Raw genomic sequence first — 15,227 nt, forward strand, 5'->3', positions numbered from 1 at the left:
GAATTAATGAGAAGAGCAGTGATCACCGGTATCGGCGTCATCTCCAGTATCGGCAACAACAAGGAAGAGGTGCTGGCCTCCCTGAAAGCAGGCAAATCCGGCATCACCTATTCCGAGCAGTTTGAACAGTACAACCTGCGCAGCCGTGTCTGGGGTAACATCAAACTCGATCCGTCTGAACTGATCGACCGTAAAGTCATGCGTTTCATGGGTGACGCCGCGGCCTATGCCTATCTGTCCATGGAGCAGGCCATCGCCGACGCGGGTCTGCCAGAGGATCAGGTCTCCAACGAGCGTACCGGCATAGTGGTCGGCTCCGGCGGCGCCTCCGGCAAGAACACCTCCGAGTCTGCGGACATCGCCCGTGAGAAAGGGGTCAAGCGTGTGGGTCCCTACATGGTGCCGCGCACCATGTCCTCCACCACCTCTGCCTGCCTGGCCACCCCGTTCAAGATCAAGGGTGTCAACTACACCATCAGCTCCGCCTGTGCCACCTCTGCCCACTGCATCGGTCACGCACTGGAGCTGATCCAGCTTGGCAAGCAGGACATCGTCTTCGCCGGCGGCGGCGAGGAGCTGGACTGGTCTTCCACCATCCAGTTCGATGCCATGGGTGCCCTCTCCACCAAGTACAATGACACCCCGGAAAAGGCGTCCCGTACCTATGATGCGGACCGCGACGGTTTCGTCATCTCCGGTGGCGGCGGCATTCTGGTGGTCGAGGAGCTGGAACATGCCCTGGCCCGCGGTGCCCACATCTACGCCGAAATCACCGGTTACGGTGCCACCTCCGACGGCTACGACATGGTCGCTCCGAGCGGTGAAGGCGCGGTGCGTTGCATGAAGATGGCGATGCAGGGTGTCGGCTCTGTGGATTACATCAACACCCACGGCACTTCCACCCCGGTCGGTGATACCAAGGAGCTGGAAGCCATCCAGACCCTGTTTGGCAGCAATGCGCCCAAGCTCTCCGCCACCAAGGCCATGACCGGTCATGCCCTGGGCGCCGCCGGCGTGCACGAGGCCGTCTACTCCCTGCTGATGATGGAACACGGCTTCATCGCCCCCAGCATCAACATCGAGAACCTGGACGAGAAGGCCGTGGGTCTGCCCATAGTGCGCGAGTACGAAGCCGCCGATCTCAATACCGTCATGTCCAACAGCTTCGGCTTTGGCGGTACCAACGCTTCTCTGGTGTTCAGCAAGTTCAAGGCTTGATGTTCACCGGATTGACATAGAAAAAGGCGCCGAAAGGCGCCTTTTTTATGGGTCAGATTATCGCTCAAGTCGTCGTATCTGCCGGCTCGGCCAGCGGCAGTTGCATATAGACGGCGCCCTCGCCGTACTCCTCCAGCGACTTGGGGGTCCTGGCTGGCACGAAGCCCTGCTTGCGCCAGAAGGCGGGGGCATCCTGCACCGCCACCAGACCTGCATGGCGATACCCTTCGCGGCTCGCGAAATCGAGCGCAGTGGCCAGCAGTCGCTGCCCGACGCCCAGACCGCGGGCCTGGTCCGAGACCGCGAGATCGTGCAGATAGAACTCTTCATGACCGGCCAGCGCCGTCATCGGCACCGAGAGGGGCGGGGGCTGGTGGGCACGCCAGGGATGGCAGAGCAGATAACCGAGCACCCGGCCCTGACACTCGGCGACCCAGCAGCAGGCGGGGGCGAGCTCTGCCTTGTTGCTCATCACCTCGAGGGGCTCGGGCTCCAGCTGGTGGTAGCACTCGCTCTGAATGGCCATGATGGCGGGCCAGTCTAGGGTCCGTATGGTTCTGATCTTGATCATCGTACTGGAGGGCGAGTGCCTCTGGTCAACCTTTGAAAGAAGGGGGTCAGCATAACCCAGGGGGCGTGCAAATTGAACCGCAGCCCCTCATGGCTCAGCGAACGGCCTCTTTGCTCACCATCTTGATCAGCTGATAGCGCACCGAGGAGGCGTCTGCTGGCACGTCGGTGAGCTGTTCGGTACGCACTTCCAGTTGATAGCGGAAACCAGGCTCGAAGGTGAAGCCCTCGATCTGCTGGTAGAAGAGGGTCCAGCTCTCGCCCGGCTGGCTGCGCACCTGCATGCACTTCATGGGGGCGACACCGACGCAGTCGGCCAGCTTGTCCTGGACATAGAGGGTCTGGGTGGTCGGGGTGCTCTGGCAGGCGCTGAGCAACAGGGCGGAGCAGAGGAGCAGGGGCGCTTTCATGATGGGTGTCCTTGGCGTAAAAGGGCGCGATTAAACCCTCAAATGAAAAGGCGGTCAATGACCGCCTTTGTAACAAACCATGACAACTCGCCGGATCAGCGTTGATCGAGGGGAGTGAAATCCCGTTGGGCAAGGCCGGTATAGAGCTGACGCGGACGGCCGATCTTCTGGTCCGGATCCGAGTGCATTTCGTTCCAGTGGGCGATCCAGCCGATGGTGCGGGAGATGGCGAAGATCACGGTGAACATGGACATGGGGATGCCGATGGCCTTCATGATGATGCCGGAGTAGAAGTCCACGTTCGGGTAGAGCTTCTTCTCGATGAAGTAGGGGTCGGAGAGTGCGATGCGCTCCAGCTCCATGGCCACATCCAGCAGCGGATCCTTGATCTGCAGCTCGGTCAGTACCTCGTGACAGGTTTCGCGCATCACGGTGGCACGGGGGTCGTGGTTCTTGTAGACCCGGTGGCCGAAGCCCATCAGACGGAAGGGGTCGTTCTTGTCCTTGGCCTTGGCAATGTACTCGGGGATGCGATCCACGGAGCCAATCTCTTCGAGCATCTTGAGGCAGGCTTCGTTGGCACCGCCGTGGGCCGGACCCCACAGGGAGGCGATCCCCGCGGCGATACAGGCAAACGGGTTGGCGCCGGAGGAGCCGGCCAGACGCACGGTGGAGGTGGAGGCGTTCTGCTCGTGGTCCGCATGCAGGGTGAAGATGCGATCCATGGCGCGCTCGACGATGGGGTTGACCTTGTACTCTTCGGTCGGCACGCCAAACATCATGTGCAGGAAGTTGCCGGCATAAGAGAGGGCGTTGCGCGGCTGCATGAAGGGCTGGCCGATGGAGTACTTGTAGCACATGGCGGCCAGGGTCGGCATCTTGGAGAGCAGACGGAAGGCGCAGATCTCGCGATGCTCTTCGTTGTTGATGTCGAGGGCATCGTGATAGAAGGCGGACAGGGCGCTGACCACACCGCACATGATCGCCATGGGGTGGGAGTCACGGCGGAAGCCGCGGAAGAAGAAGGCGATCTGCTCGTGCACCATGGTGTGGCGGGTGACCAGGCGTTCAAATTCCGCGTATTGCGTCTTGGTGGGCGCCTCGCCGTACAGCAGTATGTAGCAGACTTCCAGGTAACTGGCCTGGGTGGCCAACTGGGCGATGGGATAACCACGGTGCAGCAAGACACCCTGATCTCCGTCGATATAGGTAATGGATGATTTGCAAGCACCGGTGGCCATAAAGCCGGGGTCGAAGGTGAAGTACCCTTGCGCGCCCAGTTTTCTGACATCGATTACATCGGGTCCAACAGTACCGGACAGGATCGGTAGTTCTACCGGCTCTTTTCCGGGCAGATGTAGGGTGGCTATCTTATCAGCCATAGCACGTCTCCTTTGCTCTTTTATAATTTGGTTCCAGTCCTACTTTATTACGACTTTCATGACGCTGGCAAAGGTTCTTACCCGTACCACGGCGGCTGGAGCGCCTTATTTGAACCAGAGAACCACTCTCTTGTCAATTTTCCTGAATGATCATTAATGACTTGTTAAAGCGGTTGTGAGATCTGGTTTACGGTTTTGGGTTTTCTATGTAGCTAATTGATTGTCATTGGTTAAGGCCGCCGATATACTGCGCCTCGTGGGTGATGGCCGTCGGTGTTTGAAACGCTTTCGCAAAGCCAGATGTGATATCTAAAATGTTGTTTTTGGCTTTTCCGAGTTGTTTTGGTAACAAAAACCTAACAAATGCCACTCCTCGCCCTCAAAGCGTGTGAAAACAATAACTAACGTGCTCAATGGAGCTGAGTGGGCAAAGCCGTGAAAAATAAACAGAGACCTGTAAACCTCGACCTGCAAACGATCAGCTTTCCTGTCACCGCCATCGCTTCCATCTTGCACCGTGTCTCAGGGGTCATCACCTTTGTGGCGCTGGCCATCTTGCTGTGGATGCTTGGAACTTCACTCTCCTCTCCCGAAGGATTTGAAACCGTCGTTGCCATCATGGACAACTTCCTGGTCAAGTTCGTGTTGTGGGGGATCCTGACTGCGCTGGCATACCACATAGTGGGCGGCCTGCGTCATCTGGTCATGGACATGGGGCATTGGGAAGAGCTGGATTCCGCGAATCAGAGTGCCCGGGTGGGCTTCGTGATTACCGGGATTCTGGCGGTATTGGCGGGGGTACTGGTATGGTAACCAATTCTGCAACTTTCGGGCGCAGCGGTGTTCATGATTACATCCTGATCCGCGCCACCGCCCTCATCATGACGGCTTACGTCCTCTATCTGGTGGGCTTTGTCGCCTTCAACGACATCACCTACGAGGTGTGGACCGGCTTCTTCGCCACAACCTTCACCAAGGTCTTCACCCTGCTGACGCTGCTGTGCGTCCTGATCCACGCCTGGATCGGTCTGTGGCAGGTGCTGACCGACTATATCAAGCCGGTCGGGCTGCGCGGTGCGCTGCAGTTTGCGCTGGTGGTGGTGCTGTTCGTCTATCTGATGACGGGTTTCGTCGTGCTGTGGGGTGTGTAAGGTGACTATTCCAACTCGTGAATTTGATGCGGTCGTGATCGGTGCCGGTGGTGCCGGCATGCGCGCCGCGCTGCAGATTGCCCAGTCCGGCAAGAGCTGCGCACTGCTTTCCAAGGTTTTCCCGACTCGTTCCCACACGGTTTCCGCCCAGGGCGGGATCACGGTCGCCCTGGGCAATGCCCATGACGACAACTGGCAGTGGCACATGTATGACACCGTCAAGGGCTCCGATTACATCGGTGACCAGGAAGCGATTGAATACATGTGCAAGACCGGCCCCGAGGCCATCTATGAGCTGGAGAACATGGGCCTGCCCTTCTCCCGCTTCGACAACGGCTCTGTCTATCAGCGGCCCTTCGGCGGCCAGTCCAAGAATTTTGGCGGCGAGCAGGCGGCCCGTACCGCGGCGGCTGCCGACCGGACCGGTCACGCCCTGCTGCATACCCTGTATCAGCAGAACGTCAAGAACAAGACTACCGTCTTCTCCGAGTGGTATGCCCTGGATCTGGTGAAGAACCAGGACGGCCACATCGTCGGCTGCACCGCCATCGACATGGAGAGCGGCGAGGTCGTCTACTTCAAGGCCAAGGCCACGGTGCTTGCCACTGGCGGCGCCGGTCGCATCTACCAGTCCACCACCAACGCCCACATCAACACCGGTGACGGCGTCGGCATGGCGCTGCGCGCCGGGGTCGGCGTGCAGGACATGGAGTTCTGGCAGTTCCACCCCACCGGCATCGCCGGGGCAGGGGTGCTGGTGACCGAGGGTTGCCGTGGTGAAGGCGGCTATCTGCTCAACAAAGATGGCGAGCGCTTCATGGAGCGTTATGCACCCAACGCCAAGGATCTCGCCGGTCGCGACGTGGTGGCCCGCTCCATCATGATCGAGATCCGCGAAGGCCGTGGCTGCGACGGTCCCTGGGGCCCGCACATCAAGCTCAAGCTGGATCACCTCGGCAAAGAGGTGCTGGAATCCCGTCTGCCGGGCATCTGCGAGCTCTCTCGCACCTTCGCCCACGTGGATCCCGTCAAGGAACCCATTCCCATCATCCCGACCTGCCACTACATGATGGGCGGCGTGCCGACCAGCGTGAACGGCCAGTGTCTGACCCAGGATAAAGACGGCAACGACGTCCCCGTGGTCGGCCTGTTCGCGGTGGGGGAAATCGCCTGCGTCTCCGTGCACGGTGCCAACCGTCTGGGTGGCAACTCCCTGCTGGATCTGGTGGTGTTCGGTCGTGCCGCCGGCATGCACCTGGTGGAGACCCTGGGGGAGATGGATCATGGCCGCGAGGCCTCCGAGTCCGACATCGCCGCGGCGCTGGCCCGCTTCAATCGCTGGGAGAACAACCGCGATGGCGAGGATCCCGCCGAGATCCGCCGTGACCTGCAGCGCTGCATGCAGAACAACTTCTCCGTGTTCCGCGAAGGGGACGCCATGGCAGAAGGGCTGGCCGAGCTGAAACTCATCCGCGAGCGCCTCAAGAATGCCCGTCTGGACGACACCTCCAAGGAGTTCAACACCCAGCGCATCGAGTGCCTGGAGCTGGACAACCTGATGGAGACGGCGTTCGCCACCGCGGTTGCCGCCAACTTCCGTACCGAGAGCCGGGGCGCCCATAGCCGCTTCGACTTCCCGGAGCGTGACGACGAGAGCTGGCTGTGCCACAGCCTCTATCATCCGGACACCGAGTCCATGACCCGTCGTGCTGTCAACATGTCTCCGAAAACCCGTGAGGCATTCCCACCCAAGGTGCGGACTTACTGATTGCGGAGGCAACCACAATGAACGTCACATTCTCTGTTTACAGATACAACCCGGATGTTGATAACGTCCCACATATGAAGGAATATCGTCTTGATATTCCTGAAGGTTCCGACATGATGGTGCTCGACGCACTGATCCAGCTCAAGGAGCTGGATCCCACGCTCTCCTTCCGCCGCTCCTGCCGCGAAGGGGTCTGTGGATCGGACGGTCTCAACATGAATGGCAAGAACGGTCTTGCCTGCATCACCCCGCTCTCCGATCTCTTGAAGAAGGGCAACAAGGTCGTCATCCGGCCCCTGCCTGGTCTGCCAGTGATCCGCGATCTGGTGATCGACATGACCCAGTTCTACACCCAGTGGGAGAAGGTCAAGCCCTTCCTCATCAACGATGAAAAACTGCCGCCCGTGCGTGAGCACCTGCAATCCCCCGAAGAGCGCGCCAAGCTGGATGGCCTGTACGAGTGTATTCTCTGTGCCTGCTGCTCCACCTCTTGCCCCTCCTTCTGGTGGAACCCGGACAAGTTCATCGGCCCGGCCGGGCTGCTCGCCGCCTACCGCTGGCTGGCGGACAGCCGCGACACCGCGGCTGCCGAACGACTGGGCAACCTGGATGACGCCTTCAGCGTATTCCGCTGCCACGGCATCATGAACTGCGTGAACGTCTGTCCCAAGGGCTTGAACCCGACCAAGGCCATCGGTCAGATCAAGTCGATGTTGCTCAACCGGGCTGTTTGATACCAGGGCCTGTGGCGCCTTGCGCCGGGCCCGACCTCTGGATAGCCATCCCGTCCCGGGATGGCTATGACCCTACAAGCTGCGCTGCAGTGAACAAGATGTACAAGGGATAGAAATGCATAACGGCGTGATGAAGGCCTGGTTGGAGTCATCTCACCTGGCTGGTGCGAATGCAAGCTACATTGAGGATTTGTACGAATCCTTCCTGGAAAACCCCGACTCCGTGGCCGAAGAGTGGCGCAGCCTGTTTAGCGAGCTGCCCCAGGTCAATGGCCATGCAGTCGAACAACCCCACTCCCAGGTTCGCGACTATTTCCGCCGCCTGGCCAAGGATCCCTCCCGTTACAGCGCCCCGGTCTCCGATCCCCAGGTGGATGCCAAGCAGGTGCGCGTACTGCAGCTGATCAACGCCTTCCGTTTCCGTGGTCACCAGAATGCCAATCTGGATCCGCTGGGCCTGTGGCAGCGTGAAACCGTTGCCGAACTCGACCCGGCCTTTCACAACCTGCAGGGCGCAGACATGGAGGCCACCTTCAACGTGGGCTCCTACGCCATCGGTCGCGAGACCATGGTGCTCTCCGATCTCTACGCCTCGCTGAAGAAGACCTACTGCAGCAGCATAGGTGCAGACTACATGCACATCACCTCCACCGAGGAGAAGCGCTGGCTGCAAGACCGTCTTGAATCCATCGAAGCCAAGGGTAACTACAGCACCGAGGAGAAGACCCGCTTCCTCGAGAGCCTGACTGCCGCCGAAGGGCTGGAAAAATACCTGGGGGCCAAGTTCCCGGGGGCCAAGCGTTTCTCCCTGGAAGGGGGCGATGCCATGGTGCCCATGCTCAAAGAGCTTATCCGCCGCGCCGGTGAGCAGGGCTGCAAGGAGGCTGTCATCGGCATGGCCCACCGCGGTCGCCTGAACGTGCTGATCAACGTGCTGGGCAAGCGCGCCCAGGACCTGTTCGACGAATTCGCCGGCAAGCACGGGGAATCCTGGGGCACAGGGGATGTGAAGTACCACATGGGCTTCTCCTCCGACTTCGCCACCCCGGGCGGCAACGTCCACCTGGCGCTCGCCTTCAACCCGTCCCACCTCGAAATCGTCAACCCCGTGGTCATCGGCTCCGTGCGTGCCCGTATGGACCGCCGCGGTGACAAGGATGGCTCCAGCGTCCTGCCCATCACCATCCACGGTGACTCCGCCATCGCGGGGCAGGGGGTGGTGGCCGAGACCTTCAACATGTCCCTGACCCGTGCCTACGGCGTCGGCGGCACTGTGCGCATCGTCATCAACAACCAGGTTGGTTTCACCACCTCCTATCAACGTGACCTGCGCTCCACCGAATACTGTACCGACATCGCCAAGGCGGTGCAGGCACCTGTGCTGCACGTCAACGGGGATGACCCGGAAGCCGTGGTGCTGGTGACCCAGATTGCGCTGGATTATCGCAACACCTTCAAGCGCGACGTGGTGATCGAGCTGGTCTGCTACCGTCGTCACGGTCACAACGAGGCGGACGAGCCGAGCGCGACCCAGCCCCTGATGTACCAGAAGATCAAGCAGCACCCGACGCCGCGCAAGATCTACGCCGATCAGCTGATTGGCGAAGGCACCATCACTCCTGAGCTGGCCACTACCCTGGTCAACGACTACCGCGATACCCTGGATCGGGGCGAGCGGGTGAGCAAGGAGTGGCGTCCCATGGAGCTGCACTCCGTGGACTGGACTCCTTATCTCGGTCACGACTGGGCCATGAGCTACGACAGCACAGTGCCCATGGATCACCTCAAGTCCCTCGGCGAGCGCATCAGCCAGTACCCGGCCACCCATGTGCTGCAACGCCAGGTCGAGAAGATCTACGAAGACCGCCGCCTGATGGCCGCCGGCGAGAAGCTGGTGGACTGGGGCTTTGCCGAGACCCTGGCCTACGCCACCCTGGTGGACAAGGGCGCGCGCATCCGCTTCACCGGGGAAGACTCCGGCCGTGGCACCTTCTTCCACCGCCACGCCGTGCTGCACAACCAGACCGATGCGAGCACCTACACCCCGCTGTGCAACCTGCACGACGAGCAAGGTCCGTTCGAGATCTACGACTCGGTGCTGACCGAAAACGCGGTACTGGCGTTCGAATATGGCTACGCCAGCGCCGAGCCAGCCGGTCTGACCATCTGGGAAGCCCAGTTCGGCGACTTCGCCAACTGTGCCCAGGTGGTGGTGGATCAGTTCCTCTCCTCCGGCGAGCAGAAGTGGGGCCGGATGTGCGGTCTGACCATGCTGCTGCCCCACGGCTATGAGGGGCAGGGCCCTGAGCACTCCTCCGCCCGTCTGGAGCGCTATCTGCAGATGTGTGCCCAGCACAACATGCAGGTGTGCGTGCCCTCCACCCCGGCCCAGGTGTTCCACATGCTGCGCCGTCAGGTGGTGCGCCCGATGCGCCGTCCGCTCATCGTGATGACGCCCAAGTCCTTGCTGCGCCACCCGCTGGCGGTGAGCAAGCTCGACGAGCTGGCGGAAGGCACCTTCCAGAACGCCATCGGCGAAATCGATGCGCTGGATCCGAAAGCGGTCAAGCGGGTGGTTTTCTGCTCCGGCAAGGTCTACTACGACCTGCTCGATGCCCGTCGCAAGGCCGAGCAGCAGGATGTAGCCCTGGTGCGGATCGAGCAGCTCTACCCCTTCCCGGAAGAGGAAGTGCGCGCCATCCTGGCCGATTATGCCCACGTCACCGATTTCGTCTGGTGTCAGGAAGAGCCGCAGAACCAGGGCGCCTGGTACAGCACCCGTCATCACTATGACAGCGTGCTGCCAAGCCATGCCCGTCTGCGTTACGCCGGTCGCCCGGCCTCGGCCTCACCGGCCGTCGGTTACATGTCTGTCCACGCCAAGCAGCAGAAAGCCCTGGTGGAAGACGCGCTGACCCTGGAATAAACGAGTTGCGAAGGGGAGGGGGCTCTGTGCAGCCGACCCTCTCCGTCTCTGGAACAAGCCTGCTGGCCAAGAAGTAACAAGGAACTGATTACATGACTATCGAGATCAAGGTACCGGACCTGCCGGAATCAGTGGCGGACGCCACCATCGCCACCTGGCACAAGAAACCGGGCGACCTGGTTGCCCGTGACGAAGTACTGGTTGACATCGAAACCGATAAAGTCGTGCTGGAAGTCCCCGCGCCGGAAGCCGGCGTACTGGGTGACATCCTGCAACTGGAAGGCGCGACCGTGCTCTCCCGCCAGCTGATCGCCATCCTCAAGGCGGCCCCGGTGGCCGGTGAAGAGACCAAGGAGAAGCCGGTGGAAGCGGCGGCCGATGACGCCGCCGACGGCCTGAGCCCTTCCGTGCGCCGCCTGGTGGCCGAGCATGACATCGACGTGGCCAAGCTGACCGGCACCGGCAAGGGCGGTCGCGTCACCAAGGAAGACGTGGATGCCTTCATCAAGAACCTGGGCAAGCCGGCAGCCCCCGCCGCCGTGGCCGCCGCACCGGTTGCGCCCATAGCCCCCCTGGCCGGTCGCACCGAGAAGCGGGTGCCCATGACCCGTCTGCGCAAGCGCATCGCCGAGCGTCTGCTGGAGGCCAAGAACACCACCGCCATGCTGACCACCTTCAACGAGATCAACATGGCGCCCATCATGAAGCTGCGCAAGCAGTACGGCGAGATCTTCGAGAAGAAGCACGGCATCAAGCTCGGCTTCATGTCCTTCTACGTGAAGGCGGTGGTTGAATCCTTGAAGCGCTACCCGGAAGTGAACGCGGCGCTGGACGGCGATGACGTGGTATACCACAACTACTTCGACGTCAGCATCGCCGTCTCCACCCCCCGTGGTCTGGTGACACCTGTGCTGCGCGACTGCGACAACATGAGCCTGGCCGACATCGAGAAGGCCATCAAGGATCTGGCGGGCAAGGGCCGTGACGGCAAGCTGACCGTGGACGAACTGACCGGCGGCAACTTCACCATCACCAACGGCGGCGTGTTCGGCTCCCTGATGTCCACCCCCATCATCAACCCGCCCCAGAGCGCCATTCTGGGCATGCACAAGATCCAGGACCGCCCCATGGCCGTCGACGGCAAGGTCGAGATCCTGCCGATGATGTACCTGGCGCTCTCCTACGATCACCGCATCATCGACGGCCGCGAGTCCGTGGGCTTCCTGGTCTCCATCAAGGAGCTGCTGGAAGACCCGACCCGTCTGCTGCTGGATGTCTGAGCAAGAGTGACTGAAAGATAACGAGGGGCCGCCCAGGCCCCCATTCACAGGGGATTGAGAAACACGAGCCCCGGACGGAAATACCTACAACACGGATAGAGCATCTATGAATCTGCATGAATATCAGGCAAAACAGCTGTTTGCCGAGTATGGCCTGCCGGTCTCCGAGGGTTATGCCTGCGCTACCCCGCAGGAAGCGGCCGAAGCGGCCGACAAGATTGGCGGCAATACCTGGGTCGTCAAGTGCCAGGTCCACGCCGGTGGCCGTGGCAAGGCGGGCGGCGTCAAGCTGGCCAAGAGCAAGGACGAGATCCGCGCCTTCGCCCAGAACTGGCTCGGCAAGAACCTGGTCACCTATCAGACTGACGCCAACGGTCAGCCGGTCACCAAGATCCTGGTAGAGTCCTGCACCGACATCGCCAAGGAGCTCTATCTGGGTGCCGTGGTCGACCGTGGCAGCCGCCGCGTGGTCTTCATGGCCTCCACCGAAGGTGGCGTGGACATCGAGAAGATCGCCCACGAAACCCCGGAACTCATTCACAAGGCGGCCATCGATCCCCTGGTAGGCCCGCAGGCTTATCAGGCCCGCGAGCTGGCCTTCAAGCTGGGTCTGGTCGGCGATCAGATCAAGCAGTTCACCAAGATCTTCATGGGTCTGGGCCAGATGTTCCTGGACTGCGACTTCGCCCTCTTGGAGATCAACCCCCTGGTCATCACCGACAAGGGCAACCTGCATTGCCTGGACGGCAAGATCAACATCGACGCCAACGCCCTGTATCGCCAGCCCAAGCTGCGCCAGATGCACGATCCCTCCCAGGATGACCCCCGCGAAGCGCACGCCGCCCAGTGGGAGCTGAACTATGTGGCGCTGGATGGCAACATCGGCTGCATGGTTAACGGCGCGGGCCTGGCCATGGGCACCATGGACATCGTCAACCTGCACGGCGGCTCACCGGCCAACTTCCTGGACGTCGGCGGCGGCGCCACCAAGGAGCGCGTGACCGAGGCGTTCAAGATCATCCTGTCCGACAGCAAGGTACAAGCCGTGCTGGTCAACATCTTCGGCGGCATAGTGCGCTGCGACATGATCGCGGAAGGCATTATCGGTGCGGTCAAGGAAGTGGGGGTCAAGGTGCCCGTGGTAGTGCGTCTGGAAGGCAACAATGCCGAACTGGGTGCCCGTAAACTGGCCGACAGCGGCCTCAATATCATCGCCGCAACGAGTCTGACTGACGCAGCTCAGCAAGTGGTTAAAGCAGCGGAGGCCAAATAATGAGCGTTCTGATCAACAAAGACACCAAGGTGATCTGCCAGGGCTTCACCGGCGGTCAGGGTACCTTCCACTCCGAACAGGCGATTGCCTACGGTACCCAGATGGTCGGCGGCGTCTCCCCGGGCAAGGGTGGCACCACTCACCTGGGCCTGCCGGTGTTCAACACCGTCCGTGACGCCGTGGAAGCCACCGGCGCCACCGCCTCCGTCATCTATGTGCCGGCCCCGTTCTGCAAGGACGCCATCCTGGAAGCCATCGACGCCGGTATCAAGCTCATCGTCACCATCACCGAAGGCATCCCGACCTTGGACATGCTGCAGGTCAAGGTGAAGCTGCAGGAAACCGGCGTGCGCATGATTGGGCCGAACTGCCCGGGCGTCATCACTCCGGGTGAGTGCAAGATCGGCATCATGCCGGGTCACATCCACAAGCCGGGCAAGGTGGGCATCGTCTCCCGCTCCGGCACCCTGACCTACGAAGCGGTCAAGCAGACCACGGACGAGGGCTTCGGCCAGTCCACCTGCGTCGGCATCGGTGGCGACCCCATCCCGGGCTCCAACTTCATCGACATTCTGGAGATGTTCCAGAACGATCCCAAGACCGAAGCCATCGTGATGATCGGCGAGATCGGCGGCAGTGCCGAGGAAGAGGCTGCGGCTTACATCAAAGCCCACGTCACCAAGCCGGTGGTCTCCTACATCGCGGGCGTGACCGCTCCGGCTGGCAAGCGCATGGGTCATGCGGGCGCCATCATCGCCGGTGGTAAAGGCACGGCGGCCGAGAAATTTGCCGCCCTGGAAGATGCCGGCGTGAAAACCGTGCGCTCCCTGGCCGATATCGGCAAGGCCCTGCGTGAAGTGACCGGCTGGTAAGTCCTTTAGCCTGTTATCTCTGATAAAAATGCCGCCCGAGGGCGGCATTTTTTATGTTGTTTTTCATTTAATTTAACACCAGTCTATATTTATTACACTTTGTAAGTTGATGCTGAGTTTATGAAGCACAACATACGATATGAGTAATATTTATGTTGGAATGGGGTGGATGATGGAGATAATAATTTGGATTTTTATATTTTTCTTTGTAATTGGCTTTTTTTCGTCAGAAAAAATGAAGAATGGAAATGATAAAGCAAAACCATTTAAATTAAATCGTGATACACAACAAAAAACTGATAATAATGCTTCTCAATTTTTCAGTGTGGATTCAATTCTAGGAACGACAGTAGACGGGGTAAAAACATTTAATTCCGCAATTGGAGAATTAAATGACTATGTTCGCCTTAACAGTGAAGTGCAAAAAGCAGTGTCGTCGCTTGAACAAGCGTGTTCTTTCGAAAAAATGGCCATTACCACATGTTTGGAAATGGCCAAAAATGAATTGTCAATTGAAGACCGATTTGCTAATGACGAACAGGGTAGAAAGCGGTTTGATGCGAATGTAGCCAGAATGAAAGAGGCGGTTAGTTCTTCTAAACAGTCCTACGAATCTCATTTATGCATAGATCTGATCTATACAAGCGAACCTCATTCAGAACAAAAAATTGAGGATGCCATACAACATAAATATAAAAGTATGGTGGAGTGTTACACAGAATTTCTGAATAAAACCACACAGGGGTTAAAGGAAAATCCTCGCCTGCGAGTTTTATTTGAGATACAGATGAAAAAGTATGAACCCGATCTTTTGATGCGTATTCATTGTTTTGAAGCTGGTGGCGAGTGGCGCTACATCAGAAGTTTTAGAGTGTACAAATAAGCTGTATTTTGGATTAATGTTCTAATTAGGTAGTAGTTCGCTATTTGAAACATGGAGATGGGAAAAGAGAGAAATACCTCACAGACTCATGGACCATCCCTGTAATGTTGATCTTCACCAGCCTTGAAAAATCGGGCCATAGGGCGTATAACCACGCGCTTGTCAGTGTATTGAGCGAGCCTACCTTTATGCAGCAGAGTGAACCCGTGCAGAGCGCCCCCTTTTGGCAGGTGAAGAGCCTGCAACAGATGACCATGACGGAGTGGGAGTCCCTGTGCGATGGCTGCGGCAAGTGCTGCCTGAACAAGCTGATCGACGAGGACACCGAGGAGCTGGTGTTCACCAATGTGGCCTGCAATCTGCTCAATACCAAGACCTGCCAGTGCTCCGACTACGGCAACCGCTTCAAGAAAGAGCCGGACTGCCTGCAGATCACCTACGACAAGATTGCCGAGTTCGACTGGCTGCCGTCGAGCTGTGCCTACCGCCTGCTGGCGGAGGGGCAGAGCCTGCCAGAGTGGCATCCCCTTATCACCGGCAGCCGCAGCGCCATGCACCAGGCCGGTCAGTCGGTGCGCGGCAAGGTGGTGCACGAGGCCCATGCCGGCGACTGGATAGATCACATCATCACCTGGGCCAGCTAACGACAGACCCTTTTCGGGCCAGCCGCCGAACCGTATCAACTGCGAAGGGGCAGGGGAGTCATACTCTCCTGCCCCTTCGGCTTTCTGCCGCTTTCCACAGTGCTCTGCGAAGGCGC

General features: G+C 59.6%; 14 protein-coding genes. 11 read left to right on the forward strand and 3 right to left on the reverse strand.

Features of this window, described 5'->3' with window-relative positions:
* The first annotated feature begins 6 nt into the window (after positions 1–6).
* Entirely contained in the window at positions 7–1,218 is a 1,212-nt protein-coding gene (fabB, locus tag AC3WR3_RS02350) for a beta-ketoacyl-ACP synthase I (RefSeq protein ID WP_202045310.1), read from the forward strand.
* Between the two features lie 64 nt (positions 1,219–1,282).
* On the opposite strand, the gene AC3WR3_RS02355 is transcribed toward fabB, so the two are convergent.
* The 3 genes from AC3WR3_RS02355 to AC3WR3_RS02365 form a co-directional block, all read right to left on the reverse strand.
* Positions 1,283–1,789: a GNAT family N-acetyltransferase gene (locus tag AC3WR3_RS02355; RefSeq protein ID WP_492291057.1), complete on the reverse strand. Its 507-nt coding sequence runs from the start codon at positions 1,787–1,789 to the stop codon at positions 1,283–1,285.
* A gap of 94 nt (positions 1,790–1,883) precedes the next feature.
* Positions 1,884–2,198, reverse strand: a complete 315-nt coding sequence (locus AC3WR3_RS02360) for a DUF4377 domain-containing protein (protein WP_492291058.1) — start codon at positions 2,196–2,198, stop codon at positions 1,884–1,886.
* A 95-nt stretch (positions 2,199–2,293) separates the two neighbouring features.
* A complete protein-coding gene (locus tag AC3WR3_RS02365) occupies positions 2,294–3,580 on the reverse strand; it encodes a citrate synthase (RefSeq protein WP_041205909.1) in 1,287 nt (428 codons plus the stop codon).
* A 423-nt stretch (positions 3,581–4,003) separates the two neighbouring features.
* Between AC3WR3_RS02365 and sdhC the strand changes: the two genes are divergently transcribed.
* The 10 genes from sdhC (at position 4,004) to AC3WR3_RS02415 (ending at position 15,111) form a co-directional block, all read left to right on the forward strand.
* A complete protein-coding gene (gene sdhC, locus AC3WR3_RS02370; protein ID WP_025326734.1) occupies positions 4,004–4,393 on the forward strand; it encodes a succinate dehydrogenase cytochrome b556 subunit in 390 nt (129 codons plus the stop codon).
* Positions 4,387–4,731: a succinate dehydrogenase, hydrophobic membrane anchor protein gene (gene sdhD, locus AC3WR3_RS02375; protein WP_005326929.1), complete on the forward strand. Its 345-nt coding sequence runs from the start codon at positions 4,387–4,389 to the stop codon at positions 4,729–4,731. The genes sdhC and sdhD overlap by 7 nt, the downstream gene beginning before the upstream one ends.
* 1 nt (position 4,732) lies before the next feature.
* A complete protein-coding gene (gene sdhA / locus AC3WR3_RS02380; RefSeq protein WP_025326735.1) occupies positions 4,733–6,499 on the forward strand; it encodes a succinate dehydrogenase flavoprotein subunit in 1,767 nt (588 codons plus the stop codon).
* A 17-nt stretch (positions 6,500–6,516) separates the two neighbouring features.
* A complete protein-coding gene (locus AC3WR3_RS02385; RefSeq protein WP_139435404.1) occupies positions 6,517–7,233 on the forward strand; it encodes a succinate dehydrogenase iron-sulfur subunit in 717 nt (238 codons plus the stop codon).
* A 115-nt stretch (positions 7,234–7,348) separates the two neighbouring features.
* Entirely contained in the window at positions 7,349–10,159 is a 2,811-nt protein-coding gene (sucA, locus tag AC3WR3_RS02390; RefSeq protein WP_247626337.1) for a 2-oxoglutarate dehydrogenase E1 component, read from the forward strand.
* Positions 10,160–10,251: 92 nt separating this feature from the next.
* The gene (gene odhB, locus AC3WR3_RS02395) at positions 10,252–11,439 is read left to right on the forward strand and encodes a 2-oxoglutarate dehydrogenase complex dihydrolipoyllysine-residue succinyltransferase (protein ID WP_139435408.1); all 1,188 of its coding nucleotides are present in this window, start codon (positions 10,252–10,254) and stop codon (positions 11,437–11,439) included.
* A gap of 106 nt (positions 11,440–11,545) precedes the next feature.
* Complete coding sequence (sucC, locus tag AC3WR3_RS02400) at positions 11,546–12,712, forward strand: ADP-forming succinate--CoA ligase subunit beta (RefSeq protein WP_106886993.1); 1,167 nt, start codon at positions 11,546–11,548, stop codon at positions 12,710–12,712.
* Positions 12,712–13,584: a succinate--CoA ligase subunit alpha gene (gene sucD / locus AC3WR3_RS02405; protein WP_042649072.1), complete on the forward strand. Its 873-nt coding sequence runs from the start codon at positions 12,712–12,714 to the stop codon at positions 13,582–13,584. Before sucC ends, sucD begins: the two co-directional genes overlap by 1 nt.
* 139 nt (positions 13,585–13,723) lie before the next feature.
* Complete coding sequence (locus tag AC3WR3_RS02410) at positions 13,724–14,467, forward strand: hypothetical protein (RefSeq protein ID WP_492291059.1); 744 nt, start codon at positions 13,724–13,726, stop codon at positions 14,465–14,467.
* Between the two features lie 188 nt (positions 14,468–14,655).
* The gene (locus AC3WR3_RS02415; RefSeq protein ID WP_202045317.1) at positions 14,656–15,111 is read left to right on the forward strand and encodes a YcgN family cysteine cluster protein; all 456 of its coding nucleotides are present in this window, start codon (positions 14,656–14,658) and stop codon (positions 15,109–15,111) included.
* The last annotated feature ends 116 nt before the right edge of the window (positions 15,112–15,227 follow it).

This window comes from Aeromonas sp. EU05-FHT14A05, from assembly GCF_058791175.1.

What these genes read in the sequence shown, in the direction of transcription:
- sucA (WP_247626337.1), top strand. Translation starts at nt 7,349, where the DNA reads ATGCATAACGGCGTGATGAAGGCCTGGTTGGAGTCATCTCACCTGGCT.
- AC3WR3_RS02410 (WP_492291059.1), top strand. Translation starts at nt 13,724, where the DNA reads ATGAGTAATATTTATGTTGGAATGGGGTGGATGATGGAGATAATAATT.
- AC3WR3_RS02415 (WP_202045317.1), top strand. Translation starts at nt 14,656, where the DNA reads ATGCAGCAGAGTGAACCCGTGCAGAGCGCCCCCTTTTGGCAGGTGAAG.
- sdhD (WP_005326929.1), top strand. Translation starts at nt 4,387, where the DNA reads ATGGTAACCAATTCTGCAACTTTCGGGCGCAGCGGTGTTCATGATTAC.
- odhB (WP_139435408.1), top strand. Translation starts at nt 10,252, where the DNA reads ATGACTATCGAGATCAAGGTACCGGACCTGCCGGAATCAGTGGCGGAC.
- sucC (WP_106886993.1), top strand. Translation starts at nt 11,546, where the DNA reads ATGAATCTGCATGAATATCAGGCAAAACAGCTGTTTGCCGAGTATGGC.
- fabB (WP_202045310.1), top strand. Translation starts at nt 7, where the DNA reads ATGAGAAGAGCAGTGATCACCGGTATCGGCGTCATCTCCAGTATCGGC.
- AC3WR3_RS02385 (WP_139435404.1), top strand. Translation starts at nt 6,517, where the DNA reads ATGAACGTCACATTCTCTGTTTACAGATACAACCCGGATGTTGATAAC.
- AC3WR3_RS02365 (WP_041205909.1), bottom strand. Translation starts at nt 3,580, where the DNA reads ATGGCTGATAAGATAGCCACCCTACATCTGCCCGGAAAAGAGCCGGTA.
- AC3WR3_RS02360 (WP_492291058.1), bottom strand. Translation starts at nt 2,198, where the DNA reads ATGAAAGCGCCCCTGCTCCTCTGCTCCGCCCTGTTGCTCAGCGCCTGC.
- sucD (WP_042649072.1), top strand. Translation starts at nt 12,712, where the DNA reads ATGAGCGTTCTGATCAACAAAGACACCAAGGTGATCTGCCAGGGCTTC.
- AC3WR3_RS02355 (WP_492291057.1), bottom strand. Translation starts at nt 1,789, where the DNA reads ATGATCAAGATCAGAACCATACGGACCCTAGACTGGCCCGCCATCATG.